Origin of the sequence: Micromonospora sp. NPDC047187, assembly GCF_040643355.1 — a bacterium.
GTDB lineage: Bacteria > Actinomycetota > Actinomycetes > Mycobacteriales > Micromonosporaceae > Micromonospora > Micromonospora salmantinae.
This window is the reverse complement of sequence record NZ_JBEYUF010000006.1, coordinates 252,229-276,962: the sequence shown is the minus strand read 5'-3', so window position 1 is coordinate 276,962 and position 24,734 is coordinate 252,229. Positions and strand designations below refer to the sequence as shown.

Genomic DNA, 24,734 nt, shown 5'->3' with positions numbered 1-24,734 from the left:
AGCTCCCGGGTCCCGGGCGGCCGGTCGCCGCCCGCACCGGTACGCGGCCCCCACGCTCCGGCCCGACGTACCTCACCGGGTCAACGAGCGCGGGGGCGGGAACGACGCGCGGTCAGCGCGGCGCGGCGAAGACCTGCGTCCAGTACGGCCCGTTGCTGCTGGCGATGCCGACGCCGATCTCGGTGAACGCGCAGTTCAGGATGTTGGCCCGGTGGCCCGAGCTGTTCATCCACGCGTCCATCACCGCGGCCGGGGTCTTCTGGTTCCAGGCCACGTTCTCGCCGTACGTGCGCCAGGCGTAGCCGACCCGGTCCAGCCGGGCGCCGGCGTTGCTGCCGTCGCTGCCGGTGTGCGACATATCCTGGTTGTCGGCCTGGTCCTGGCTGTGCCGCTGGGCGGCCGTCATCAGCTTGTCGTCGATGCTCAGCGCCTTGCAACCGGCCTTGGCCCGCTCGGCGTTGACCAGGTCCACCACCTCGCGGGCCTGGGCGCTGACGGAGCCGCTGGAGCCGTTGGAACCGGTGGAGCCGCCGGTGTTGCTCGGCGCGCTGCTGCGCTCGACGCTGCGGCGCGACGCGGCGGTGCTCCGCGACGCCGCCGGGGTGGGCTTGACGACCTTGCTCGGCGACGGGCTCGGAGACGCCGGGGTGGGGATCGTTGACGGGGAGGGTGCGGCGAGGGTGTCCAGCGCCGGCTCTCCGGTCGGCGCGGCCGACGTGGCGAAGGTGTCGTCGACGGCTGTCGGCTGCGCGGCCCCGTCGTCACCGCCGGGCAGGGTGAGCGCGCCGACGCCGAAGCTCACCACGAGGGTGGCGGCCGCGGCGGCGCCCCCGATCATCAGCGGCCGGCGCCAGCGGCGTGGGGAGCGGTGCCGTCCCTCGCCGGGCCGCCCGGTCTCGGCGGTGCCGCGCCACTCGTCGGTGGTCTCCGGGTCGGTGTCGGTGTGCCAGCCGCCGGCCGTCTCGGTATGCCAGCCGCCGGTGGCGTCCTGGGCCGGGCGGTTGTCGTCCCAGCCGCCGGTCTGGTCTTCCGGCTGCGGGGCCGGCCAGGCGGCGGTGTGGGCGTCGGCGGGCGTCAAGGGGTCGGACTGCCGGCCGCCGCCGGTGGGCTGCTCCCGGTGCCACTCGTCGCCCGGCTGACCGGGCTCGTCGCCGAAGAGGTAGGCCGAGCGGGGCTCCGGGCGGTCGTGCAGCCAGGCCGGCTCGTCGGTCGGTCCCTCGGCGCGCCGGGGGGCGCCGTTCGGGTCCATCGGATCGGTCCAGCCGTACACGCCTATGCCTCCAGGGGTCGGTTGCGGGCCGGGGTGACGCTACGGCGCGCCTACGACCTGCGGCAACGTGGCTAAGAAAGAGTTAAGGGGAAGTCGGACGCCAGGGTGCGGACTTCCGTGAATCCGGGCGTACAGTAAAGGCGTCCGGACAGAGAGTGTCCGTGCCTTGCGGCAGCCCCCCGACAAGTGGACAGGTCGACGTAGAGATGATCTACGGCCTGCGAGAACTTGACGAAGGAGGGGTTTGCGGCTCAATATATAGGTGTCGCCAGTCGCGCCCGGTCATGCCCAGATACAGCCTGGAATGACAGCCGCGTACAAATGGGCGCGCGTTGGCCGGCCTTTCCGGCAGCGCATATCAAGGAGTCAGCATGGCGAAGGCCCTCTACGGCCACGTAGGTGCAGCGCCCGACCGGCGTCTGCTCGACGAGGTCACCCGACTGCGTGCCAGGGTTCAGGCACTGGAGTTCGAGATCACGCGTCTGCGTGCCGACAATGATCGGCTCGCGGCGGCTGCGGCGGAGGCGGACGATCTGCTCCGTCTGGCCGAGCCGGCGCTGACCTGATCTTCAGGTCGTAAAAACTGAATCGCACCATCGCAAAAATGCGCGCCGACACCTCTGTGCCGGCGCGTAACACTGTCCGGGGGTCTTTTCGGCGCCGACGATTCATGATCTTGCGGCAGATCGTGCGGGAAGCACGCCGCACAGTTACCGAAAAGCGCGTCGGCGGATAAGCCGATCATGAAAGGCGCTTGTCTTTCTCGCGGTCTCCCGGACAACAGCACGCCCACTGTCGACGCGACGCGGGGCGGGTCGCGTGCCGGGCCGCTCCGACCGGCGGGTTAGTCTGCGAGTTCACCCAGGTCCCCACAGCCGGCGACGGTACGGCGGCCACCGGACGAGGATCGAGTAGGTGTATCTCAAGAGCCTGACGGTGAAGGGTTTCAAGTCCTTCGCCTCCGCGACGACGTTGAAGCTGGAGCCCGGGATCACCTGTGTGGTGGGCCCGAACGGCTCGGGCAAGTCCAACGTCGTCGACGCCATCGCCTGGGTCCTCGGCGAGCAGGGCGCCAAGGCCCTCCGCGGCGGCAAGATGGAGGACGTCATCTTCGCCGGCACCGCCGGCCGGGCGCCGCTGGGTCGCGCCGAGGTCACCCTCACCATCGACAACACCGACGGCGCGCTGCCGATCGAGTACACCGAGGTCTCCATCACCCGCCGGATGTTCCGCTCCGGCGAGAGCGAGTACGAGATCAACGGCAACTCGTGCCGGTTGCTCGACATCCAGGAGCTGCTCTCCGACTCCGGCATTGGCCGGGAGATGCACATCATCGTGGGGCAGGGCCGCCTCGACGGCATGCTGCACGCCAAGCCGGAGGACCGCCGGGCGTTCATCGAGGAGGCGGCCGGCGTCCTCAAGCACCGCAAGCGCAAGGAAAAGGCGCTGCGCAAGCTCGACGCGATGCAGGTGAATCTCAATCGCCTGACCGACCTGACGGCCGAACTGCGTCGTCAGCTCAAGCCGTTGGGCCGGCAGGCCGAGGTGGCCCGGCGCGCCGCCGCCATCCAGGCCAACCTGCGCGACGCCCGGCTTCGGCTGCTCGCCGACGACCTCGCCACCCTGCGGACCACCCTCGACCGGGAGATCGCCGACGAGACCGCGCTGCGCGAGCGGCGCGAGCAGATCGAGGGTGAGCACGCCGAGGTGCAGGGCCGGCTCGGCGAGTTGGAGGCCGCCCTCGCGGAGGACGCGCCGCTGCTCGCCGCCGCCCAGGACACCTGGTACAAGCTCTCCGCCCTCCAGGAACGCTTCCGCTCGATCGAGCAGTTGGCCCGGGAACGGCTGCGGCACCTCAGCGCCACCGGCGACGACGAGCGGCCCGGCCGCGACCCGGACCAGCTGGAGGCCGAGGCGGAACGCGTCCGCGAGCAGGAGGAGGAGCTACGCGGCGCGCTCACCGACGACCAGATCCGACTCGCCGAGGCGGTCGAGCACCGCCAGGAGTTGGAGCGGCAGTTGGCCGCCGCCGAGCGTGAGCTGGTCGCCGCGGCCAAGGCCATCGCCGACCGGCGCGAGGGGATGGCCCGGCTCACCGGCCAGGTCAACTCCGCCCGGGCCCGGACCACCAGCGCCGGCGAGGAGATCGAACGCCTCGCCATCGCGCACGCCGACGCGCTGGGCCGCGCCGAGCAGGCGCAGGCCGACCTGGACGCGGTCGCCGCCCAGTCCACCGAGGCCGACCGGGACAACGCGGACCTGGACGCCCGGCACGCCGAGGCGGTCGCCGTGCAGGAACGGGCCCAGGCCACCGTCCGATCGCTGTCCGACGCCGAGCGGGCGGCGGAGAAGGACGCGGCCACCTGGAAGGCCCGCGAGGAGGCTCTCGCCCTGGGGCTGCGGCGCAAGGACGGCGCCGGGGCGCTGCTCGCCCGCGCCGGGGACGTGCCCGGTCTGCTCGGCAGCCTCGCCGGGTTGCTCACCGTCGCGCCCGGTCACGAGGCCGCGCTGGCCGCCGCGCTCGGCGGGCTCGCCGACGCGGTCGCCGTCAGCGGGGTGGACGAGGCCGTCGAGGCGATGCGGCTGTTGAAGATCTCCGACGCCGGCCGGGCCGGCCTGCTGGTCGGCAGTCCGGCCGGTCCCGGTATGACCGGCTCCGCCGACGCGCTGCGCCCGAAGCTGCCGGACGACGCCCGGTGGGCGCCCGACCTGGTGGAGTGCAGCGCCGAGCTGCGTCCGGCGGTGCACCGGGCCCTGCGGGACGTGGCGCTCGTCGACGATCTCGCCGCCGCCGCCGAGCTGGTCGCCAGCAACCCCGAGCTGCGGGCGGTCACCCCGGACGGTGACGTGGTCGGGGCGTACGCGGCGGCGGGCGGGTCGGCCAAGGCCCCCAGCTACATCGAGGTGCAGGCAGCCGTCGAGGAGGCCCGCGCCAACCGGGTCACCGCCGAACGCGCTGGCCTGGAGCTGCGTGATCAGTTGGTCGAGGCGCGCGCCGAGGTGGCGGCAGCCAAGGAGGCCGTGCAGCACGCCGCCGCCGAGAAGCGCGAGGCGGAGAGCCACCGCAACGCCGCCGCTCGCCGGCTGGCCGAGCTGGGCGCGGCGGCCCGTTCCGCGAAGGCCGAGACCGACCGGCTCGGCGACTCCCGCTCCCGCGCCGAGGCCGCCCGGCAACGGGACCTCACGGCGCTCGCCGAGCTGGAGGAGCGGCTACGGCTGGCCGAGGAGACCCCGGTCGACGCCGAGCCCTCGACCGAGGAGCGGGATCAGCTGGCGGCCATGGTGCCGCAGGCCCGGCAGAACGAGATGGAGGTCCGGCTCGCCGTGCGTACCGCCGAGGAGCGGGTCTCCTCGATCGCCGGCCGGGCCGACTCGCTCGCGCGGCAGGCCGCCGCGGAGCGGGCCGCCCGGGAACGCGCGGCGGCCCGCCGGGCCGCCCGCGCCCGGGGCGCGGGCATCGCCCGGTCCGTCGCCGGTGGCGCCCGGGAGGCGCTGACCCGGCTGACCACCTCGATCGCGACGGCAGCGGAGCACCGTGACGCGGTCGCCCTCGAGCGCGCCGCACGGGAGGCGGAGCTTCAGGAGGTACGCGGTGCCGCCAAGCGGCTCGGCGCGGAGTTGGAGCGGCTGACCAGCCAGGTGCACCGCGACGAGGTGGCCCGCGCGGAGCAGCGGCTGCGCATCGAGCAGTTGGAGGCGAAGGCCGCCGAGGACTTCGGGCTGGACGTGGAGACGCTGGTCGCCGAGTACGGTCCGACTCAGCCCGTTCCGCCGACCCAGGTGGACGTCGCGGCGGCCGAACGTGACGGTCTGCCGGTGCCCGAACCGGTGCGCTACGAGCGGCCGGTGCAGGAGAAGCGGGCCGCCAAGGCGGAACGCGAACTCGCCCTGCTCGGCAAGGTCAACCCACTCGCGCTGGAGGAGTTCGCCGCGCTGGAGGAGCGTTTCAAGTTCCTCTCCGAGCAGTTGGAGGACCTCAAGGCCACCCGTCGGGACCTGCTCACAGTGGTCAAGGACGTGGACGAGCGGATCCTGGAGGTCTTCGCCAGCGCCTTCGAGGACACCGCCCGGGAGTTCGAGCAGGTGTTCACAGTCCTCTTCCCCGGTGGCGAGGGACGGCTGATCCTCACCGAACCGGACGACCTGCTCACCACCGGCGTCGAGGTGGAGGCCCGCCCGCCGGGCAAGAAGATCAAGCGGCTGTCACTGCTCTCCGGTGGCGAGCGGTCGCTGACCGCGGTGGCCATGTTGGTGGCGATCTTCCGCGCCCGGCCCAGCCCGTTCTACATCATGGACGAGGTGGAGGCGGCCCTGGACGACGTCAACCTGGGCCGGCTGATCACGTTGCTGGCACAGTTGCGCGAGAAGAGTCAGCTGATCGTCATCACGCACCAGAAGCGGACGATGGAGATCGCCGACGCGCTCTACGGCGTGACCATGCGCAGTGGGGTCACTCAGGTGATCAGCCAACGGCTCAACCGGGCCGACGAGGACGACCAGCGGCACGGCCGCGGCGAGGAGAACGGGTAGTGGCTCGGGAACGCGCGACGGCGCTCCTGCTGGACTTCGACGGCGTACTGCGCCGGTGGGACCCGGCGGTGGCTGCCGTTGTCGAGCGGGAGTACGGCCTCTCCGAGGGCGTGCTCGGTGAGATCGCCATGCAGTGGGGGCGGCTCCAGCCGGTGCTCACCGGCCAGGTCAACCACGCCGAGTGGATGAACAGCGTGGCGGACGCCCTCGCCGAGTCGGTGGGCAGCCCGGAACGGGCCCGCGCCGCTGTGGAGCAGTGGCAGAGCTACCGGGGAGAGGTCGACCAGGAGGTGCTGGCGTTCGTTCGGGAGGTCCGTGCGGCGGGCGTCCGGGTCGGGCTGGGCACCAACGCCACCGACCTGCTCGACGCCGACCTGGCCGCGCTCGGCCTGGTCGGCGAGCTGGACGTGGTGGTCAACTCCTCGGTCATCGGCGTGCACAAGCCGGCTCCGGAATACTTCAAGGCCGCCTGCGTGGCCCTGGCCACCCCGCCGGCCCGGGTCCTCTGCGTCGACGACGAGGACTGGGCCGTGCGGGGTGCCCGGGCCGCCGGGCTGTCGGCGCACCGGTGGGGCGGCCACGCCGACCTGCGTTACCTGCGGGCGGCCCTGGACTATTGAGCGTTCGTCACTCGCCGGTGACGCCGTCGATGCGTTCCCGGATCAGGTCGGCGTGGCCGTTGTGCCGGGCGTACTCCTCGATCATGTGCACGTACACCCAGCGCAGGTTGAAGGTGCGCTTCTTCGCGCCGACCTCGGTGAACGTCTGGTCGAGCGAGTGGCCGGCGGCGGCCTCGCGGGCCAGCGCCACCTCGCGGTGGAAGATGGCGAAGTCGGCAGCGGCGTCGGCGGCGCTGACGTCGTGGTCGGCGTCCGGGTTGTCCGGGGTGAAGTACGGGTAGTCGACAGGCTCGCCGGCGAAGTTCTCCCGGAACCACCAGGCCTCCACCTCGGCCAGGTGCCGGACCAGGCCGAGCAGGGTCAGCCCGGACGGTTCCACGCTCGGCGTCCGCAACTGCTCCTCGGTCAGGCCGGCGCACTTGAGTAGCAGCGTCTGTCGGTGGTAGTCGAGCCAGCCGTCGAGCATGGTGCGCTCGTCGCCGACGTACGGTTCGGGGGTCCGGGTGATCTCCGGCGCGATCCAGGTCATGCCGCGCATCCTGCCCGGCACCTCGGACATGCCGCGACGGGTTATCAGGGCACCACGACTACCGGCCAGCGGCCGGCGCGGACCAGCCGGGTGGCGACCGAGCCGACCAGCCGGTGTCCGGCCTGCTCGGAGGCGCCGACGACCACCATGTCGGCCTGGAACTCGTCGGCCGCCGCGCACAGCTCGCCGTACGCGTCGCCGCGCCGCACCAGCAGGGTCACCGGAATGCCCCACTGCTCGGCCCCACGCCGGCACTCCCGGCGCAGCTCGTCGGCCAACTCGTCGTGGGTGCGCTGGACCGCGCCGGCGTCCATGCCGGGCACCAGGGCGGTCAGCCCGCTCGGCGAGCTGACGAAGACCACCACCAGCGCGGCGCCCTGCCGACGGGCCAGGCCGGCGGCGTAGGAGCCGGCCCGCTCGGAGGTCCGGGTGCCGTCGATGCCCACCATGATCACCCGAGGGCCGTCCGTCCCGCGCTCGAAGGGCAGCGGTCGGGTCCGGGGCCCGTACTCCTCACGGTCCGGTGCTCCCACGCCCATGGCTCTACCTCACCTCTGCTCGCCGGTACGGATCACGGGTGCGCCAGCGCCGGCGGCGACTGTCGATTCCCGCTCGACCTGGTCGGAAACCGGGTCGCCGTTGTGCTGGCGCAGCGGCACCTCCTTGATGAAGGCCACCGCGATCAGCGCGATCAGCGCGAACGGGGCGGCAGCCAGGAAGATGTCACCGGCACCGTGGCCGTACGCGCTCTCCACCACCGCCCGCAGCGGGCCGGGCAGGGTGTGCACGTCGGGCAGGGCACCGCCGCTGCCCGAGCTGGAGGCGGGGATGCCGAGTTGGGCCAGGCCGTCGGCGGTGTAGTCCTTGACCTTGTGGGCGAGCACCGCGCCGAGGGCGGAGACGCCGATCGCGCCACCCAGGCTGCGGAAGAACGCCACCACCGAGCTGGCCGCGCCGAGTTCGTGCGGGCCGACGGTGTTCTGCACGGCGAGGACCAGGTTCTGCATGGTCATGCCCAGGCCGACGCCGATCAGCAGCATGTAGACGCTGAGCAGTGTGAAGCTGGTGTCGGCGCGCAGGGTGCCCATCAGCGCGAAGCCGACGGTGAGCAACGCCGACCCGATCACCAGGTACCGCTTCCAGCGGCCGGTCTTGCTGATGACCCGCCCGATGACGGTGGAGGCGACCAGCAGGCCGAGGATCATCGGCAGGGTCATCAGGCCGGACATGGTGGGGCTCTGCCCGCGGCTGATCTGGAAGTACTGGCCCAGGAAGATCGACGCGCCGAACATGCCCACACCGACCGCGATGCTGGCGACGACGGCGAGGGTGATGGTGCGGTTGCGGAACAGCCGTGGCGGGATCATCGGCTCGGCGGCCCGGGTCTCGACCCGGATCGCCAACGCGCCGAGGACCAGCGCGCCGACGACCATGACGGCGGTCTGCCAGGAGGCCCAGGCGAACTGGTCGCCGGCGAGCGAGACCCAGATCAGCAGCACCGAGACGGCCGCGGTGATCAGGGTGGCGCCCCACCAGTCGATCTCGGCCTTCCGCTTGACCACCGGCAGGTGCAGGGTCTTCTGGAGCACGATCAGCGCGAGGATGGCGAACGGCACGCCGACGTAGAAGCACCAGCGCCAGCCGAGCCAGGAGGTGTCCACGATCACGCCGCCGATCAGCGGGCCACCGATGGTGCCGACGGCCATCACGGCCCCGAGGTAGCCGCTGTAGCGGCCGCGCTCGCGGGGCGCGATCATCGTGGCCATGATCACCTGGGCCAGCGCGGTGAGACCGCCGGCGCCGACGCCCTGGAGCACCCGGCAGGCGATCAGCTCACCGGTGCCCTGGGCGAGGCCGGCCAGCACCGAGCCCAGCACGTAGATCCCCAGGGCGAGCTGGACCAGTGTCTTCTTACTGGTCAGGTCGGCCATCTTGCCCCAGATGGGGGTGGTCGCTGTGGTCGCGAGCAGGGCCGAGGTCACCACCCAGGTGTACGCGGACTGGCCGCCGTGCAGTTCGGTGATGATCCGCGGCAGCGCGTTGGAGATGACGGTGGAGGACAGGATCGCGACGAACAGGCCCAGCAGTAGGCCGGAGAGTGCTTCCAGGATCTGCCGGTGGGTCATGGTCACGGCGGTCGCCTGGGGAGGCACTGTCGCCTGGCTCATCGTGTGTTGCCTCCGAGCGGAGTCGATGTGGAACGGCGGGGCTGGTACGCACGGGCCGCCTGTGAGTTGCCTGAGGCAACCGTATGCCTTGGTTGCCTGAAGCAACAACTTGTCGGACCGGTGCCCTATTCCCCCGCGTTGGGAGCTACTGCCAGGAGTCGTTGAACCGGCCGAGCAGCCGGGCGAACTCCTCGACGTCCCGCTCCGGCCAGCCGTCCAGAGCGCGCAGGAACTCGCCCAGCCGGGCCGCGCGGGCCACGTCGAACCGGCGCTGCCCCTCGTCGGTGAGGCTGATCTGCGCGGCCCGCCGGTCACTCGGATCAGGGTCGCGGTGCACCAGGCCGAGGACTTCCAGGGCGTTGATCTGCCGGCTCAGCGTTCCCTTGCCCACGCCCAGCCGCGCCGCCAACTCGGTCAACCGGATCGACCCGCTACGCCGCAACCAGAGCAGCAACCCGTAGGTGTTCGGCTCCAGGTTCGGGTGCACCTCCCGGGCGATCTCCCAGGAGACCGCCCGGCCGCGGCGCAGCAGAGCGGTCAACTCGTGCTCAACCGCCCGGATCGGCTCCGGCAGGTGCTCGTCCACGGCGTAGAGACTACGGCGCGGCCGGCTCGCCGTCGCCGGAGAGTCGACGCCGCATCACCGGGCGTAGATGCCCGTCCTTGGTGGTGCCCTCGATGACCACGTCGGCCCCGCGCCCGTGATGGGTAAGGGTGGCGACGGCGTTGCCGAAGTACGGGCCGGCCAGCTTGCGCCAGCGCACCCCCGGCCGGCGTACGCCCGCCGAACGGGCCAGCGCCCGGGTGGCCCCGGCCGGACCGGGCGACCAGCCCAGCCGCATCAACGGACGGATGCCCGCCGGGACCTGGTTGTGGATCGGCGAACAGGTGAGCTGGTGCACCGGAGTGACCACCGCCGGATCCGCGAACCGGGCCCGCGCCACGTACGAGTGGTGCACGTCACCGGAGAGCACGCTGATCGACGCCGGTGGGGCGTACGCCGGGCCGGCCCCGATCCGCGCGCCGGACTGTCGCGGCGTGCCGGTGCCGATGCGGGCGAACGTCTCCGCGAGCGCCTCGAAGGACCGCCGGAACGCCGCCCAGTGCTCCAGGTCCAGGGCGCGGCGCAGCTTCTCCGCCCCACGCGCCACCCACGGTCGGCGTGAGTCCGCCAGTTTCTCGTTCCACGCCTCGATGTGGTGGATGCCCTGCGGCAGCAGCCAGGGCAGCGAGGCGCCCACCACCAGGTGGTCGTAGACCCCGTGCGCCTGGTCCAGGAACCAGGCCCACTCGCCGGGCGGCAGCATCGCCCGGCTGTTGGGCTCGAGCACCCGGCTGCACCGGTTGTCCAGCATGACCAGCCGGGTCCGGCCCAGGTCCAGTACGTAGCTCCACTGATACTGCACCGCGCGCCAGCGCTCGGTGTCGTGCGCCAGGTCGGACTCCTGGTCGACCCGGTGGCCGAACTCGCGCAGCACGCTGGTGGCGTCCTCGGCGGCGGCGACCTTCGCGAAGACCGGATCGGCGACGATCTCGTCGGGGGAGAGGTTGCCCAGGTGCTGGTAGACCCAGTAGGAGGCGAGCCCGCTGCCGATCCGCTCCTGCCACCACGGCTGCTCGCGCACCTCGGCCCGCCACGCCGCCGAGGTGTTCCAGTCGTCGATGATCTCGTGATCGTCGAAGATCATCACGCTGGGCACCGTGGAGAGCAGCCAGCGGATCTCCGGATCACGCCAGGACTCCAGGTAGAGCTTGGTGTACTCGTCGAAGCTCACCACCTGATCGGCCGGAGCGCCCTTCGGTCGCCGCCGCCGTCGCCGCAGCAGCCGGCGCACGGTCGGCGAGGTGACGTCGGCGTAGACCTGGTCACCGAGCAGCACCAGCAGGTCGGGCAGCGGGTTCGACTCCGGGTCGGCCATCAACCGCCGGGCGTACGCGTCCAACGCGTCAGGTGGCAGCTTGCGGGTGGTGGCGTGCTGGGTGGTCTCGCGACACGAGCCGAAGATCAGATTGACCGGCTGGTCCCGATCGTCGGCGGCCCGGGTGCGGATCACGCTCGGCGGGAACCCGCTGCTCGGCACCGGCCAGACGATCTCGTCGTCGACCAGCACCTCGTAGGTGGTCTCGCTGTCCGGGGCAAGACCCTCCACCACCACGAGGGCGTAGTGGTGGTCGTACGCCGAGAAGGTGGGCGCGGTGCCGGTGGCGCCGCTGCCGGTGCGGACGGTGACCACGGCGGGTGCCGCCGTCTCCACCCAGATCGTCGCCCGGGTGTCCACCACTCGCCGCAGAAGTGGGCCGATGAGGAGGTGTGCGGCGGGCATGCGGCCGAGCCTACCGCCGGTCCCCGGCACCGGCCGGGCGCGGCGGCTGAGACTCCGGGCACGGCTCGGGGTGCGGTGGCTGGGACGCCGCCGCCGCCATCTGACAGGATTCCGGCATGGCCGAATATCTCGTCCTCGCTCTGGTCCTGCTCGGTGTGCTGATCGCCGGCACGGTCGGGCTGGTCGTGCCGCGATTGCGGCGGCGGCCTGAGCCCCCGCTGCCACGCACCGAGGTCGACACCAGGGCTGAGGAGGATCTCGCCGGCCCGCCGGTCGAGGCACCGGAGTCCGATCTGTCCACCGGCGTCCTGGTCGAGCCGCCGCCGGTGCTCGAACCGCAGGTCGAGGTCCCCGAGCCGACCGCCGGGCGGCTGGTCCGGCTCCGCTCGCGGCTGTCCCGCTCACAGAACGTGTTCGGCAAGAGCCTGCTCGGCCTGCTCGCCCGTGACCACCTCGACGAGGACGTCTGGGAGGAGATCGAGGACAGCCTGATCACCGCCGACGTCGGCGTCGACGCCACCCGCGACATCGTCGACCGGCTCCGCGAGCGCACCCGGGTGCTCGGCACCCGCTCGGCATCCGAGCTGCGGGCACTGCTCGCCGCCGAGCTGGTCAACGCGCTCGACCCGAGCCTGGACCGCTCCTTGCGGACCGCCCCCAAGGACGGCGTGCCGGCGGTCGTCCTGGTCGTCGGCGTCAACGGCGCCGGCAAGACCACCACCTGCGGCAAGATCGCCCGGGTGCTGGTGGCCGACGGTCGCAGCGTGCTGCTCGGCGCGGCGGACACCTTCCGGGCCGCCGCGGCCGACCAACTGGAGACCTGGGGTTCGCGCGTCGGAGCGGAGACCGTGCGGGGGCCCGAGGCCGCCGACCCGGCCAGCGTCGCGTTCGACGCCGTCAAGCGCGGCATCGACACCGGCGTGGACACAGTTCTCATCGACACCGCCGGCCGCCTGCAGAACAAGGTCGGCCTGATGGACGAGCTGGGCAAGGTCAAGCGCGTGGTGGAGAAGCAGGGCCCGATCGACGAGACACTGCTCATCCTGGACGCCACCACCGGGCAGAACGGCCTGGAGCAGGCCCGGGTCTTCACCGAGGTGGTCAACGTGACAGGGGTGGTGCTGACCAAGCTCGACGGCACCGCCAAGGGCGGCATCGTGATCGCCGTGCAGCGCAAGCTCGGCATCCCCGTGAAGCTGGTCGGCCTCGGCGAAGGCAAGGACGACCTGGCCCCGTTCGACCCGGCGCAGTTCGTCGACGCGTTGCTGGGGACCGAGGCCACCGGCCGGGACGCGTAGTCTCGGGTGACCACTGACGATCGCGCGTACGCGGGCTGGCGCGACCCCGGCCATCCTTCGCAGCGCCTCGGGAGGCCGTACGTGACCTCGCAGGAGATCCCGCTGCACGGCGGCAACGTGAGCACCGTTGTCCGCGTGGGTGACACGGTTCGGCGCAACGCCGGGCCGTGGACCCCGTCCGTGCACGCGCTGCTGCGCCACCTGGAGTACGTGGGGTTCACCGGCGCTCCGCGGGCGCTCGGGATGGACGAGCGTAACCGTGAGGTGCTGTCGTACCTGGAGGGGGAGTGCGGAGAATATCCGCTCGCCCCGCACTGGGTGACCGACGAGGCCCTGGTCACCGTCGCCACCATGCTGCGCATGTTCCACGACGCGCAGTACGGCTTCACTCCTCCGCAGGCGGCGGTCTGGCGCTCGTTCGGGCCCCCACCACCGGACACCGAGGTGATCTGCCACCACGACGCCGCGCCGCACAACGTGATCTGGCGTCCGGACGGCACCCTCGGGCTGATCGACTTCGACCTCGCCTCACCCGGAGCACGGATCTACGACGTGGCGTACGCGGCCTGGACCTGGGTGCCGATCTTCGCGGACCGGGACTCGATCACGCTGGGCTGGAAGCACCCGGACCGGCCCCGCCGCCTCCGGCTCTTCGCCGACGCGTACGGGCTGATCCCCCGGGACCGGCACCGGCTGATCCGGACCATCCGCAAACGGATCGTGGACCACGTCGAGGGGATCCGGCGGATGGCCGCCGCCGGCGAGCCGGCGTTCGTCCGGATCGTGCACAAGGGCCATCTGCGTCGACCGATGCGCGATCTGCGGCTGCTCGACTACGAGCGGCACACCCTGGAGAACGCCCTCCGCTGAGCGCCGGTCGGGCGATGCTCGGCCGGGCCCGTCAAGCGCACCGGTCGATGGCGTTGACCGGTCAGCCATCGACGATCGCCGTCCGGCCGATCCACAGTCGTCCATGCTGATGACTGTGCGGAGTTCGTGACACGTCCGAAACAACCCGTCACGAAACGGAAACCCGCACGGGACCCAAAGTGAAACAGCCGGCCGCGAAGCTTCCGCGCAACCGGCCTACGGGCGACGCTGCCCCGGAAAGCCGCGAAGGAGGACTTCACCTTTAGGAGGCCAGCGTGCCTGAAGCACCGACGATCGACGGCGCCAATACCACGTGGCTGCTGGTTTCGACCGCGCTCGTGCTGCTCATGACCCCCGGACTGGCGCTGTTCTACGGCGGCCTCAACCGGGCCAAGGGCGTACTCAACATGATGATGATGAGCTTCTCGGCTATCGGGCTCATCTCTATTCTGTGGTGGTTCTACGGATTCAGCGTCGCCTTCGGGACCGACGTGAACGGCTTCTGGGGCGACCCGGGCGCGTACCTCGGCACCAAGACCTTCCTCGCCGAAACCGACCTGTGGGGTGCCACGGCGGAGAACCCCAGCGGCATCGGCGTCCCGCTCTACGTGTTCATGGCCTTCCAGATGGTCTTCGCGGTGATCACCGTCGCGCTGATCAGCGGTGCCATCGCCGACCGGGCCAAGTTCGCCGGCTGGCTGCTGTTCGCCTTCGGCTGGGCCACCCTGGTCTACTTCCCGGTCGCCCACTGGGTGTGGGGCGGCGGCATCATCGGCGGCGACATCCACGCACTGGACTTCGCCGGTGGCACCGCGGTGCACATCAACGCCGGTGCGGCGGCCCTGGCCGTGGTCCTGGTCCTCGGTAAGCGGCTCGGTTGGCCGCGTGAGGGCATGAAGCCGCACAACATCCCGCTTGTCGCGCTCGGTGCCGGACTGCTGTGGTTCGGCTGGTTCGGGTTCAACGCCGGCTCCGAGCTGACCGTCGACTCGGTCGCCGGCCTCGCCTTCATCAACACCCAGCTCGCCACGGCGGCGGCGGTGCTCGGCTGGATCGCTGTCGAGTGGGTCAAGACCCGGAAGCCGACGATGGTCGGTGCCTCGTCCGGTGCCATCGCCGGCCTGGTCGCCATCACCCCGGCCTGTGGCTTCATCGCACCGTGGGCGTCCGTCCTGCTCGGCATCGTCGCCGGCGCGGTGTGTGCGCTCGCCGTCAGCCTCAAGTACAAGCTCGGCTACGACGACTCGCTCGACGTGGTCGGCGTGCACTTCGTCGGTGGTTGGATCGGGTCGCTCTGGCTCGGCCTCTTCGCCACCAACTCGGTCAACGCCGCGATCACCGACGTGGTGGGCGCCTCCGACGGCCTCTTCTACGGCGGCGGCGCGACCCAGCTCGGGCGGCAGGCCCTCGCCGGCCTGATCGTCACCGCCTGGTCGTTCGGCATCGCCTGGGTGCTCGCCTTCGTCATCGAGAAGACGATCGGCTTCCGCGTCACTGGCGAGGCGGAGGTCGAGGGCATCGACATCGCCGAGCACGCCGAGAGCAGCTACGACCTGTCCCCGGCCGGCGGCGGCACGGGCAGCGCGTTCGCGATGGCCGGCATCGGCACCCCCGGTGGCGGCGCGACGAGTGGTGCCAAGCCGGAGGCGGAGCCCGCCGAGCCGGTCAGCGAAAAGGTCGCCGGTTAACGTTCCTGGGATGGAGGGGTTGGACATGAAGCTGGTGACCGCAGTCATCAAGCCGTACCAGCTGGACGCGGTGAAGGAGGCCCTGCACGCCCTCGGGGTGGCCGGGCTGACCGTCAGCGAGGTTCAGGGGTACGGGCGGCAGAAGGGGCACACCGAGGTCTACCGGGGTGCCGAGTACACGGTCGAGTTCCTGCCCAAGATCAGGGTCGAGGTGCTCACCGACGAGATCGACGTCGACAAGGTGGTGGACGCCATCGTCGGAGCGGCCCGCACGGGCAAGATCGGTGACGGCAAGGTCTGGGTCACCGGTGTCGAAGAGGTCGTCCGGGTACGTACCGGCGAACGCGGCCTCGACGCACTCTGACCTCGACCTCGACTGACATGACCTCGTTGATCAAGAAGAACGCGTCAGGACCCGCCGACGACGGCGACGCGAACCTCTTGATCAACGAGGTCGTCGGCGTTCCCGGGGGGATCGGGGAAGCGGCCCGGCGGGGGCGGGCTGCCGCGTACGACTCGTTCTTGCGGGGGTTGCTGCCTGCGCGGGACGGGGTGGCGCTGCTGGCCGTCGGGGGCTTGGGTCGGCGGCAGTGTGCTCCGTACAGCGACCTCGACCTGGTGCTGCTGCACGCCGGGGTGCCCGGCACTGACGAGTTGGCCGCCTCGGTCTGGTACCCGATCTGGGACGCGGGCCTGCGGCTCGACCATTCGGTACGCACCGTCGCCGAGGCGCTCTCGGTGGCCCAGGACGACGTCAAGGTCGCCCTCGGGCTGCTCGACGCCCGGCTGGTCGTGGGGGACCAGGCGCTGGCCGACGGGCTGATCCGCACCGCCGCCGATCACTGGCGGCGTACCGCCGTCCGGCACCTGCCCGGCCTGCGGGAGGTCACCGAAGCCCGTTGGCAGGCTCACGGCGAGCTGGCGTTCCTGCTGGAGGGTGACCTCAAGGAGGCCGCCGGTGGTCTGCGTGACGTGGGGCTGCTGGGGGCGATCGCCGCCGCCGGCATCACCGACGCGCTGCGCCCTGCCGTACGCGCCGCCCACCTGCGCCTGTTGGACACCCGCGACGCGCTGCACCAGCAGGTCGGCCGACGGGTCGACCGGCTGGTCGCCCAGGAGCGCGACGGAGTGGCCACCCTGCTCAATCTGGAAGACGGCGACGCGTTGCTGCGTCGGGTCGCCGGTGACGCCCGCACGGTCAGCCACGCCCTGGACGACGCCTTCCGGGCCGCCGACCGGCTGCGCTCCGGCCGCTCCCGCGGCGGCAACGGCCGCCCGGCCCGCCGCCCGGTCGCCCGCGACGTCGTCGAACACGACGGCGAGTTGGTGCTCGCCCGCACGGCGATCGGGGCACGCCCCGACCCGAGCCTCTCGCTGCGGGTGGCCGCCGCGTCGGCCACGACCCGAATCCCCATCGCGCGGGCCACCTGCGAGTGGCTGGCGGCGTACTGCCCGCCCCTTCCGGCCCCCTGGCCGGCCGAGGCCCGGGCCGCGCTGATCACCCTGCTCGGCGCCGGTGCCGGCCTGGTGCCGGCCTGGGAGACCTGCGACCGGTACGGGCTCGTCGACGGCTGGCTGCCCGAGTGGACCCGGCTGCGCAGCCTGCCCCAGCACAACCCGGTGCACCGCTTCACCCTCGACCGGCACCTCGTGCAGACCGCGCACGAGGCCAGCCGGCACGCCCGCGAGGTGGAGCGCCCCGACCTGCTGCTCCTCGGCGCTCTCCTGCACGACATCGGCAAGGGCCTCCCCGGTGACCACAGCACCGTCGGTGTGCCGGTTGCCCAGGCGGTGGCCACCAGGGTCGGCCTGCCCACCGCAGAGGTCGAGCTGATCGGCAAGCTGGTCCGGTTGCACCTGCTGCTGCCCGACGTGGCCACCCGCCGGGACCTGAGCGACCCGGTCACCATCGCCTCGGTGGCCGAGGCGGTCGGCGATACCGGCACCCTCGACGTGCTGCACGCGTTGGTCCGCGCCGACGCGGCGGCAACCGGGCCGGCGGCCTGGTCGGACTGGAAGGGCCGGCTCGTCGCCGAGCTGGTGGCCCGGGTTCGCACCGCGCTGGACACCGGCGTACTCCCCGAGCCACCCGCACCGGACCCGGAGCTGCTGGCCGGTCCACTGCCGGTCGTCCACCTGACCGGCGACCGGGTGTCGGTCGCGGCGGCCGACCGGCGGGGTCTGCTCGCCACGGTGGCCGGCTGCCTGGCGCTGCACCGGCTGGAGGTGATCTCCGCGGACGCCTCCGCCGTCGACGGCCGGGCCCTGGTCGAGTGCCGGGTGCAGCCTCGCTACGGCCTCCCGCCGGACCCGGTCCCGCTCCGCGCCGACCTGCGCCGGGCGGTCGCCGGCGACGTGTCGGTCACCCAACGGCTGCGCGGCCGTGCGCTCGCCAGCCGTGGCGGTGGCGCGGCTCCACGAGTGGTCTGGCACCGCGAGGCGGCCACCGACGCCGTACTGCTGGAACTGCGCGCCGCCGACGCCGCCGGGCTGCTCTACCGGGTCGCCTGCGCGCTCGACGAGGCCGGCGCCCTGGTTCGCGCGGCCCGCATCTCCACCCTCGGCGCCGACGTGGTCGACGCCTTCTATCTGGTGGGCGGTTGGCCGGACGACGCGACCCGAGCCCGACTGGAGGCTGCGGTCCTGGCCGCCGTCTGATCTCGCCTCATGCTCCGCATCTCCCAGTGCCGCAGGCGTCAACCCCGCTTCAGCCGCAGCCAATCGGTTCCAGGCCGCGAGCAGCCACCGGTGCGCGGCTGCCAAGCGAACGTCCGCAATCCGACTGAAGCCGATGCTGATCAGTCGTCTATAGGAGCATCAACGCAAACTCGGCCGTCAACACGAGGTATGTCCCGGTGACTGTCTGTCCTGGCTGGGCGAAGTGCCCGGCGGGGTGCCTCAGCGAGCCTCTGCCGGTGCACGTAGGCGCCATCGGCGCTGGCCAGGTCGCCTGGCTGGTAGTCAGCACGAACGAAGAGTTGAACGAGTCGTCCACCGGCAATCTGAGTAATAGACCTGTGTCGAATCACGCACCATGCTGGTGCGCTCGACGCGTGTCTCTGTTTCAACGGCGGAGCCGACCCTCAAGAATCTAGCCGTCGTCTCCTCTGAGGCGCCTTCCCGAAGGGCACGTCAGCCAGATGTCAGCAGAAGCTCAGCGTGGGGCGTTAAGAACATCGGCAAGCACCGAGCCATCAGCGGCAGGGCAGCCAGGGGTCGCAAGACCTGGGGAGGGCCGGATCCAACCCGAGGTGCTCTTCTCGGTGCTCGGTCCCGTGGAGGTACACGTCAGCTCGGACAAGGTGGTCCACCTGACCGGCAAGGCCGCAGCCGTGACGGCGGCCCTTGCGTTGGCCGCGCCTCGTCCTTTGGAGAAGGGGCTCCTTCTCGCATTGGCCTGGGGGGAGCGCCTTACTGATGTCAACGTCGTTGAGTCGACGGTCCGAACGATCCGTAAGAAGGTGGAGCTGAGTCCGGGCCAGGGAATTGTTACGCAGGGGGCGAGGTACCGGCTCGATGCGCCGACAGATCTTGCGCAGTTCAACGCGCGCGACAAGCAGGGCGACATGTGGGTCAACGAGGGCCAGGTTGAAGAGGCTGCCGAGGAGTACGCCGCAGCCCTTCGACTGTGGCGCGCCAAGTTCCCGAAAGAGCTGTATGAGTCCGAGGACCTGAGGCCGTACGTCGACGCGTTCGAGCACACGAGGAGGGGGGTCCAGCTGAAGCACCTGCGGGCGCTTCTGGACACCGACCGCTTTGGTGAGCTGCTCGGTCATGCCGAGCAGTTGCTCGCCGAGGATCCCTTCTGGGAGGAGGCCTTGGAGGTGAGGATTGAGGCGCTGTACCACCAACAGGGTGCACGAACCGCCGGCGAGGCATGCCGTGGCGCGATCGAAATGCTCCGTAATGAGGGCATAGAGCCTTCGGCGCATCTCCAGGAGCTCCATCGCCTCGTCCTCAACAACGAGTGGTTGAGGTCTCCCCAGCGCGTGGAGCGGCGTCGCCTCGCGGGCAAGCCGACGACGGGGGAAATTCCTCGGCAGGCGAGGTCAGCTCTCAGCGCTGAGCTGGAGGTGGTGGCTGAGCCTGAGGAGGTGGCCGGACCGAACACGCTCGACGCCGCGGCGTACAACTCCCTCCGGCCGGATAGCGTCGCCTTCACTGACAACTTGCCTCCCGCGACCTACTCGCACTTCATCATGCGGCACGGACTGTGGAAGCAGATCGCGGAAGCCACCGCGCAACGACTGCCGATCATCGCGTTGATCGGGATCGGCGGCACCGGAAAGTCGTCACTCGCTCGTGAATTCGCGGCAGCACAACGGTTCGCCCAGGAGTCGACGTTCGTCGCGGTGGTCTGGGTCTCTGACCGGGAACGGCCGGGCACCACGACTCTGGGCAGAGTGCTGGATCTCATCGCGTACGTCACCGACCATCGTGGAATCGCGGGCCTCGAGCCGCAGCTCAAGGTTTTCGAGGTGACTCGGATGCTGCGGAACATCCGGACGCTCGTCGTCATCGACAACTATGAAACGATCGAGGACCAGGATCTCGCCAGCTGGCTGCGAACCGTCCCGGAGCCGAGCAAAGTGATCATAACGACGATCGCTCGGCCAAAGAATCTCGGATCCTATTGCGAAGACATTGAGGTGCGCGGCCTCACTGCCGTCGAAGCAGCAACGTTCTACACAGAAGCGGTGCGCCGACTCGGTTTGACGGACATGGCTGAGGATGCTGGAGCGCGAGACACGCTCGTGTCGGCGGCGAACAGCAATCCCCGCCTGATCGAGTGGGCGCTGGGGCAGGTGAAGCGCCGTGGACGCAGCGTGCAGAGTTTGGTCGAGCAGATCTCGGGTCTTGACGACGTCGACCACGTGGGGGAGCGGCGACGCGTTGACGTCGTCCTGCAAGATCTGCTTCGCGGCAGTTGGTCCTCCATGTCCGAGTCCGCTCGGCTGGTACTCGCCACCGCAACCTGTTTCCCGTACGGAGTCGATGCGGACACCATCGATGAGATATGTGCTAGGCCGCCCAATTTCGAGGACGCGCTTGAGGAGTTGTGTGACCTCTATTTCCTGTCACGCCTCACCTATCCGGGCCGCAGCGGTTCGTGGTATCGGGTTGAGCCGCTGGCGGCCAGCCGGTCCGATCCCGAGGGTATGTTTCAGCAGGTCCGCGTCGCCTGGCTCGACTGGTGCGAGCGCTTCACGGAGCGGATTGGATTCTGCCCGGGCGAGATCGAGCGGCTGGCTCTGCTAGATACCCCCGGAATGCGCCTGAACATCGAATATGCACTTGCCTGGGCGATGCACCACGGTCGCTTCGACAGTGTGATCGCCATTGCCAGGAACGTTCGCTATTACTACTACGTTCGGGGGTTCTGGTCGAGTAGTCCGAACGTGCATCTGCTTCGGGCGGAGGCGGCCCGTCACGCGAATGACGCGGAGGCAGAGTTTGACGCTCTGGTGTACCAACTCAACATCGCGTCCAAGCAGGAGAATGCCGCTGCCGTTGAGCAGGCGATGCCTCGGTTGCAGGAACTGCTCGCTCAGGCCGAACGGTTCGACGTGAGGGTGTTGGCCGAATATCGGCACGCGTACTCGCTGTACCTGCTCGCAGAGGGGCGGTTGCAAGAGGCGGAAAGCGGCTGGCGGGCGAACTTGCAGGAGTCGGACGTCCTTGGGCCGGAAAATCACAATGCGAACGTGCGTTGGCTGGCGGTCTGTCTGGCCCGGCAGGGCTCGCACCGGTACGACGAGGCGATGGAGTTGTTCGAATGGGCCAGGGAGCACGCCCGGGAGAAGTCCTATCAGCGGGCAGAGATCCTGATAGATCTGCAGATAGCCGAGCTGCGTCTGAATGATGCCGCAACGAAGAATGACCTCGATAGCGTCAGAGCGAGCCTGGACCGGCTGAGGTGGACGGTGGAGAAAGTTTCGGACCGGCGGTACGAGGCTGACCTTCACCGACTCTGTGGACAGTGCGCGCGCCTCCTGGGGGACACTGCGACGGCCACGGCCGAGTTTTCCCTGGCCGCCGACCTTTATGAGCGCCTCGGACTTGGGCGACGCGCCATCACTCTTCGCGCGGAGGTGGACGCATGAGGTCGCTCGGCCCTCTGGACAGCACCCAGCTGCAGTTGCTGCCCGAACTGAAGCGGACCGAGGAGTTGCTGGGCTGGGCATCGAGTGAGGCCTCGGGCCGTTCGTGCGATGCGGAAATCGTGACGATGCCCGATCTGGGTGTGCCCCATAATGTGCGACGTATTCACGGGGGCTTTCTGACTGGCGCGCTCTACCGCTGGGAGTCCTCGGTTCCGTTCGTGCCGGTCGACACCACCGTCAACCTGTGTGGCGTGAGCATGTTTCGCACGAATGCGGAGTTCGCTGACCGGCAAAGCTTCGCCAACGCCGTCGAACGTGCCAAGGCAATTGTTGAACGTGATTCAAGTTTTAGTTGGAACTTTGACACGGGAAACCATTTCGTCATCCTGGCGGAGGTGCGAGAGGATGGTGCGCTGCCGCGCGGCAGATACCTTGTTCTGCATGCTTCCGCAGCCGAGTTCAAGAAACAGTACAACGGGCTGTACCCTGCGCCGGGAAACTGGTACTCGGACAACATCCGTACTTTTCAGGCGAAGGACGGGCGATACCTGCGATACATCTCTGGCAAATCAGCCGAGAACTTCGGGCGAATCGTCAACATGCTCGAAAGCTACCAGCGGCAGCGACAGCGCATGTGTGCGGAGCTTGTCGTCGGCGGAGCAGGGCTCGGCGAAGAGATACTTTCCGTCCTTCACTACGGCATGCCCGACTCCAACAGCGTGGCGATCGGTTGTCAGTGGTTGCCAGCGATCCAGCCCATCTATCTCCTGCTGACGCGTCCATCCGAGCCAATTTACCTCATTGAGGCATCGAGCGGGGGCGACAATGAGGTCGCTACGCAGCATGGGGCACGGATGCTGACCCCGCATGGTCTCGGCGTGGAAGCCACCGCGCCACTGTCAATTCAGCGAGGTAGGGCCCACCTTGAGATAGCCGGTCGTCGGTACCCCCTCTCGGCCTCTCTTGCGGGTCAGCCATTTTTGTCCATCCGGCAGTTCAACGAAGACCTGACGCTACGCAATGTTCTGCGCGATTGTCCGGGCAGGGTCATCGCGAAGTTGGAGCAAGTGTTCTCGCACCACCGAACAGGAGACATGTGATGGCCGAACTGGATCCGCAGGCCCAAGCCCTGGTTGCTGCCGCCGCATCGAGCGGTCTACCTCCCGTCTACACGCTACCCCCGCAGGAGGCGAGGGAAAGGATGCGGTCCGCCTTCATCAATGGTGAGCCGGAGCCGATCAAACAGATAGTCGATCTGGTGATCCCAGGCCCTCTGGGTGGTCTGCCGGTTCGCGTCTACCGCCCCGACGACCGCGATGACATTCCGGTGGTGCTGTTCTTTCACGGTGGCGGGTGGACGGTCAACGACTTGGACACCCACGATCGGCTCTGTTCCCTCCTCAGCAGGGGCGCCGGAGCCGTCGTCATCTCCGTAGACCACCGTCGCTCGCCGGAGCACAAGTACCCGGCGCCGGTTGAGGACGCCTACGCGGCATTACTCTGGGTCGTTTCCAATTCTGATGAGCTAGGTGTGGATGTAGGAGCGTTGGCAGTCGCGGGGGACAGTTCGGGTGGCACAATTGCGACGGTGCTCGCGATGTTGTCGCGGGATCGTCGTGGACCTGCGATCGCCTGCCAGTTGCTGATGTATCCGGTGACGGATTATCCCGACCCGCTACCTCCCTCGTACATCGAGCGTGGCACCGGCTACTCGCTCAATCACGATTTCATGGACTGGTCCTGGCGGAACTACCTGCCGGCCGAGTGGTCCCGCGACGACGTGTACCTGTGCCCGCTCCGCGGAAACTTGGCCGGCCTGCCGAGAACCTTGCTGCTGACTGCTGAATTTGACCCCTTGCGAGACGAAGGCGCCGCCTACGGTGCGCGCCTTGCCACGTCGGGCGTCAGTGTGGATCACTGGCATTTGGAGGATCAAATGCACGGTTTCGCCATGCAGACTCGCGCTATCACTCGTGCGGCGGCGGTGGTTGGCGAGGCTTCCAGATGGCTGGGTAGAGCACTTGATGGCGCCAAGGCGAAGGTGGTCTGAGGTGGCTGAGTCACGGCAACTCGTATTCTTGAGGCACGCCCCCACGATCAGTAACCATAAACAGGTCTACATGGGCAGTCTGGACGTACCCGCATCGCCGGAAGGGCTACAGCTCGCTGCGGCCAGTGCCGAGGACTGGGATTCGTTCAATTTTACGGTGTGTTACTGCTCGCCTCTGTCCCGGGCCAGTGCGACGGCCGAGATGCTATTTCCGCAGCTGATACCGGTCCCCGATGTGCGACTGTCGGAGCGCCACCTAGGTGAGTGGCAAGGGATGCCAAAGGGTGAGGTCCGGAGCCGATTCCCGCAGGCTTTCCTCGCGAGTGGTCACCTTGATCCCGGTTTCACACCGCCCGGGGGTGAGAGCCTGGAGGCCTTCTCGGCTCGCATCGAGGGATTCCTTGCCGATGCAGGTTCGCGGGGCGAGCCCGAGGTCCCCGCCGTGGTTTGTCACAATGGCTGGATACGGACCGCGCTTCACCTGATCGGCCAGATTCCCCTGCACGAGATCTACGCTGCCGACGTCGAGTTCCTAGTTCCCACGGTTGTAGACATTGTCAGCCCTCGTGGGGCAGGGGCGACGCGGTGAGCTGGGTGCTTCAAGGGCGGCGTGCGCGGCCGTAATGCGAAAGGAAATTCTGCTCTTCGAGGCGGCGTGGGGGCGTGGGGGTCAGCCGTTCTACGTCCTTCATGAGCTCGTCAATCGAATCCGGTTCCTCTGCCTGCGTGTCCTGACGCGCCGGATGCAGGCCGGATCGCACACGTGGCAGATCATCCAGGCGAAACTAGCCAGGACGTCGTCGGTCGGATCGGACCTGCAGATGCGATCGTGGTTCTATGCCAAGACACTCGGGGCCTGCCAAGGGGACCTGTGCGTGTTTCCGGACGTCACAATCTATTATCCGGCGAACGTGTTGGTGGGTCACAATGTCTTCATTAATCGAGGTGTGTTCATCACCGCGCCCACTACGGTCACTATTGGCAGCGCCGTGCTGATCGGTCCCTACTGCGTGATTAATAGTGGTAACCACCGGTACGCGAGGCCTGACGTTCGGATCCGAAATCAGGGCCATGATCTGGCTCCGATCTCGATCGGCGACGACGTGTGGCTGGGTGCGCACTGCTGTGTCTTGGCGGGGGTGAATATTGGCGCTGGCGCGGTCGTCGGTGCGGGGGCCGTCGTGACCCGGGATGTCGAACCGTTCACAGTGGTGGCCGGCGTCCCGGCGAGAGTGATCGGGAGGCGATCGTCAACGGTGCCAGAACAATAGAGTGGGCGCCGA

Annotated in this window: 19 protein-coding genes; 13 read left to right on the top strand and 6 right to left on the bottom strand. The window is 69.5% G+C overall.

Translation table 11 applies throughout. The features are described 5' to 3' along the window. Nucleotides 1-112: 112 nt before the first annotated feature. A complete protein-coding gene (locus ABZ794_RS13875) occupies nucleotides 113-1,270 on the bottom strand; it encodes a CAP domain-containing protein (protein ID WP_210784390.1) in 1,158 nt (385 codons plus the stop codon). 371 nt (nucleotides 1,271-1,641) lie between these two features. Between ABZ794_RS13875 and ABZ794_RS13870 the strand changes: the two genes are divergently transcribed. The 3 genes from ABZ794_RS13870 (at nucleotide 1,642) to ABZ794_RS13860 (ending at nucleotide 6,420) form a co-directional block, all read left to right on the top strand. Further along, nucleotides 1,642-1,836 carry a hypothetical protein gene (locus ABZ794_RS13870; protein WP_007456482.1) on the top strand — a complete coding sequence of 65 codons (195 nt, stop codon included), beginning with the start codon at nucleotides 1,642-1,644 and terminating at the stop codon, nucleotides 1,834-1,836. Nucleotides 1,837-2,185: 349 nt separating this feature from the next. Further along, nucleotides 2,186-5,800: a chromosome segregation protein SMC gene (gene smc / locus ABZ794_RS13865; protein ID WP_210784389.1), complete on the top strand. Its 3,615-nt coding sequence runs from the start codon at nucleotides 2,186-2,188 to the stop codon at nucleotides 5,798-5,800. Next, on the top strand, nucleotides 5,800-6,420 hold the full coding sequence (locus ABZ794_RS13860; RefSeq protein ID WP_210784388.1) for an HAD-IA family hydrolase: 621 nt from the start codon (nucleotides 5,800-5,802) through the stop codon (nucleotides 6,418-6,420). The genes smc and ABZ794_RS13860 overlap by 1 nt, the downstream gene beginning before the upstream one ends. A 7-nt stretch (nucleotides 6,421-6,427) precedes the next feature. Here the strand turns inward: ABZ794_RS13860 and ABZ794_RS13855 are convergent, their stop codons facing one another. The 5 genes from ABZ794_RS13855 to ABZ794_RS13835 all read right to left on the bottom strand — a co-directional run bounded on the left by ABZ794_RS13855 (nucleotide 6,428) and on the right by ABZ794_RS13835 (nucleotide 11,441). Then, nucleotides 6,428-6,949, bottom strand: coding sequence for a DinB family protein (locus tag ABZ794_RS13855; protein ID WP_210784387.1), 522 nt, complete (start codon nucleotides 6,947-6,949; stop codon nucleotides 6,428-6,430). Between the two features lie 44 nt (nucleotides 6,950-6,993). Continuing rightward, nucleotides 6,994-7,482: a universal stress protein gene (locus tag ABZ794_RS13850; protein ID WP_210784405.1), complete on the bottom strand. Its 489-nt coding sequence runs from the start codon at nucleotides 7,480-7,482 to the stop codon at nucleotides 6,994-6,996. Between the two features lie 15 nt (nucleotides 7,483-7,497). Beyond that, on the bottom strand, nucleotides 7,498-9,117 hold the full coding sequence (locus ABZ794_RS13845; RefSeq protein WP_210784386.1) for an MDR family MFS transporter: 1,620 nt from the start codon (nucleotides 9,115-9,117) through the stop codon (nucleotides 7,498-7,500). A 145-nt stretch (nucleotides 9,118-9,262) separates the two neighbouring features. Then, the gene (locus tag ABZ794_RS13840; RefSeq protein ID WP_238681244.1) at nucleotides 9,263-9,703 is read right to left on the bottom strand and encodes a MarR family transcriptional regulator; all 441 of its coding nucleotides are present in this window, start codon (nucleotides 9,701-9,703) and stop codon (nucleotides 9,263-9,265) included. 10 nt (nucleotides 9,704-9,713) lie between these two features. Further along, nucleotides 9,714-11,441: an alkaline phosphatase D family protein gene (locus ABZ794_RS13835; RefSeq protein ID WP_210784385.1), complete on the bottom strand. Its 1,728-nt coding sequence runs from the start codon at nucleotides 11,439-11,441 to the stop codon at nucleotides 9,714-9,716. A gap of 116 nt (nucleotides 11,442-11,557) precedes the next feature. On the opposite strand from ABZ794_RS13835, the gene ftsY reads away from it, so the two are divergent. The 10 genes from ftsY (at nucleotide 11,558) to ABZ794_RS13785 (ending at nucleotide 24,722) form a co-directional block, all read left to right on the top strand. Next, nucleotides 11,558-12,739: a signal recognition particle-docking protein FtsY gene (gene ftsY, locus ABZ794_RS13830; RefSeq protein ID WP_112603473.1), complete on the top strand. Its 1,182-nt coding sequence runs from the start codon at nucleotides 11,558-11,560 to the stop codon at nucleotides 12,737-12,739. 6 nt (nucleotides 12,740-12,745) lie between these two features. Beyond that, nucleotides 12,746-13,609, top strand: a complete 864-nt coding sequence (locus tag ABZ794_RS13825) for an aminoglycoside phosphotransferase family protein (RefSeq protein WP_181518597.1) — start codon at nucleotides 12,746-12,748, stop codon at nucleotides 13,607-13,609. A gap of 275 nt (nucleotides 13,610-13,884) precedes the next feature. Further along, nucleotides 13,885-15,297 (top strand): ammonium transporter, encoded by a 1,413-nt coding sequence (locus tag ABZ794_RS13820; RefSeq protein ID WP_210784384.1) that lies wholly within the window; start codon nucleotides 13,885-13,887, stop codon nucleotides 15,295-15,297. 25 nt (nucleotides 15,298-15,322) lie between these two features. After that, complete coding sequence (locus ABZ794_RS13815; protein WP_172862163.1) at nucleotides 15,323-15,661, top strand: P-II family nitrogen regulator; 339 nt, start codon at nucleotides 15,323-15,325, stop codon at nucleotides 15,659-15,661. Between the two features lie 17 nt (nucleotides 15,662-15,678). Continuing rightward, on the top strand, nucleotides 15,679-17,955 hold the full coding sequence (locus ABZ794_RS13810; protein WP_238691301.1) for a [protein-PII] uridylyltransferase: 2,277 nt from the start codon (nucleotides 15,679-15,681) through the stop codon (nucleotides 17,953-17,955). 593 nt (nucleotides 17,956-18,548) lie between these two features. After that, nucleotides 18,549-21,401 carry a BTAD domain-containing putative transcriptional regulator gene (locus tag ABZ794_RS13805; protein WP_357515740.1) on the top strand — a complete coding sequence of 951 codons (2,853 nt, stop codon included), beginning with the start codon at nucleotides 18,549-18,551 and terminating at the stop codon, nucleotides 21,399-21,401. Next, the gene (locus tag ABZ794_RS13800) at nucleotides 21,398-22,501 is read left to right on the top strand and encodes a hypothetical protein (protein WP_238691303.1); all 1,104 of its coding nucleotides are present in this window, start codon (nucleotides 21,398-21,400) and stop codon (nucleotides 22,499-22,501) included. The genes ABZ794_RS13805 and ABZ794_RS13800 overlap by 4 nt, the downstream gene beginning before the upstream one ends. Beyond that, nucleotides 22,501-23,451 carry an alpha/beta hydrolase gene (locus ABZ794_RS13795; protein WP_210784380.1) on the top strand — a complete coding sequence of 317 codons (951 nt, stop codon included), beginning with the start codon at nucleotides 22,501-22,503 and terminating at the stop codon, nucleotides 23,449-23,451. Before ABZ794_RS13800 ends, ABZ794_RS13795 begins: the two co-directional genes overlap by 1 nt. Further along, nucleotides 23,426-24,040 (top strand): histidine phosphatase family protein, encoded by a 615-nt coding sequence (locus ABZ794_RS13790; protein WP_357515739.1) that lies wholly within the window; start codon nucleotides 23,426-23,428, stop codon nucleotides 24,038-24,040. The genes ABZ794_RS13795 and ABZ794_RS13790 overlap by 26 nt, the downstream gene beginning before the upstream one ends. Continuing rightward, nucleotides 24,006-24,722, top strand: a complete 717-nt coding sequence (locus ABZ794_RS13785; RefSeq protein ID WP_357515737.1) for an acyltransferase — start codon at nucleotides 24,006-24,008, stop codon at nucleotides 24,720-24,722. Before ABZ794_RS13790 ends, ABZ794_RS13785 begins: the two co-directional genes overlap by 35 nt. Nucleotides 24,723-24,734 lie beyond the last annotated feature (12 nt).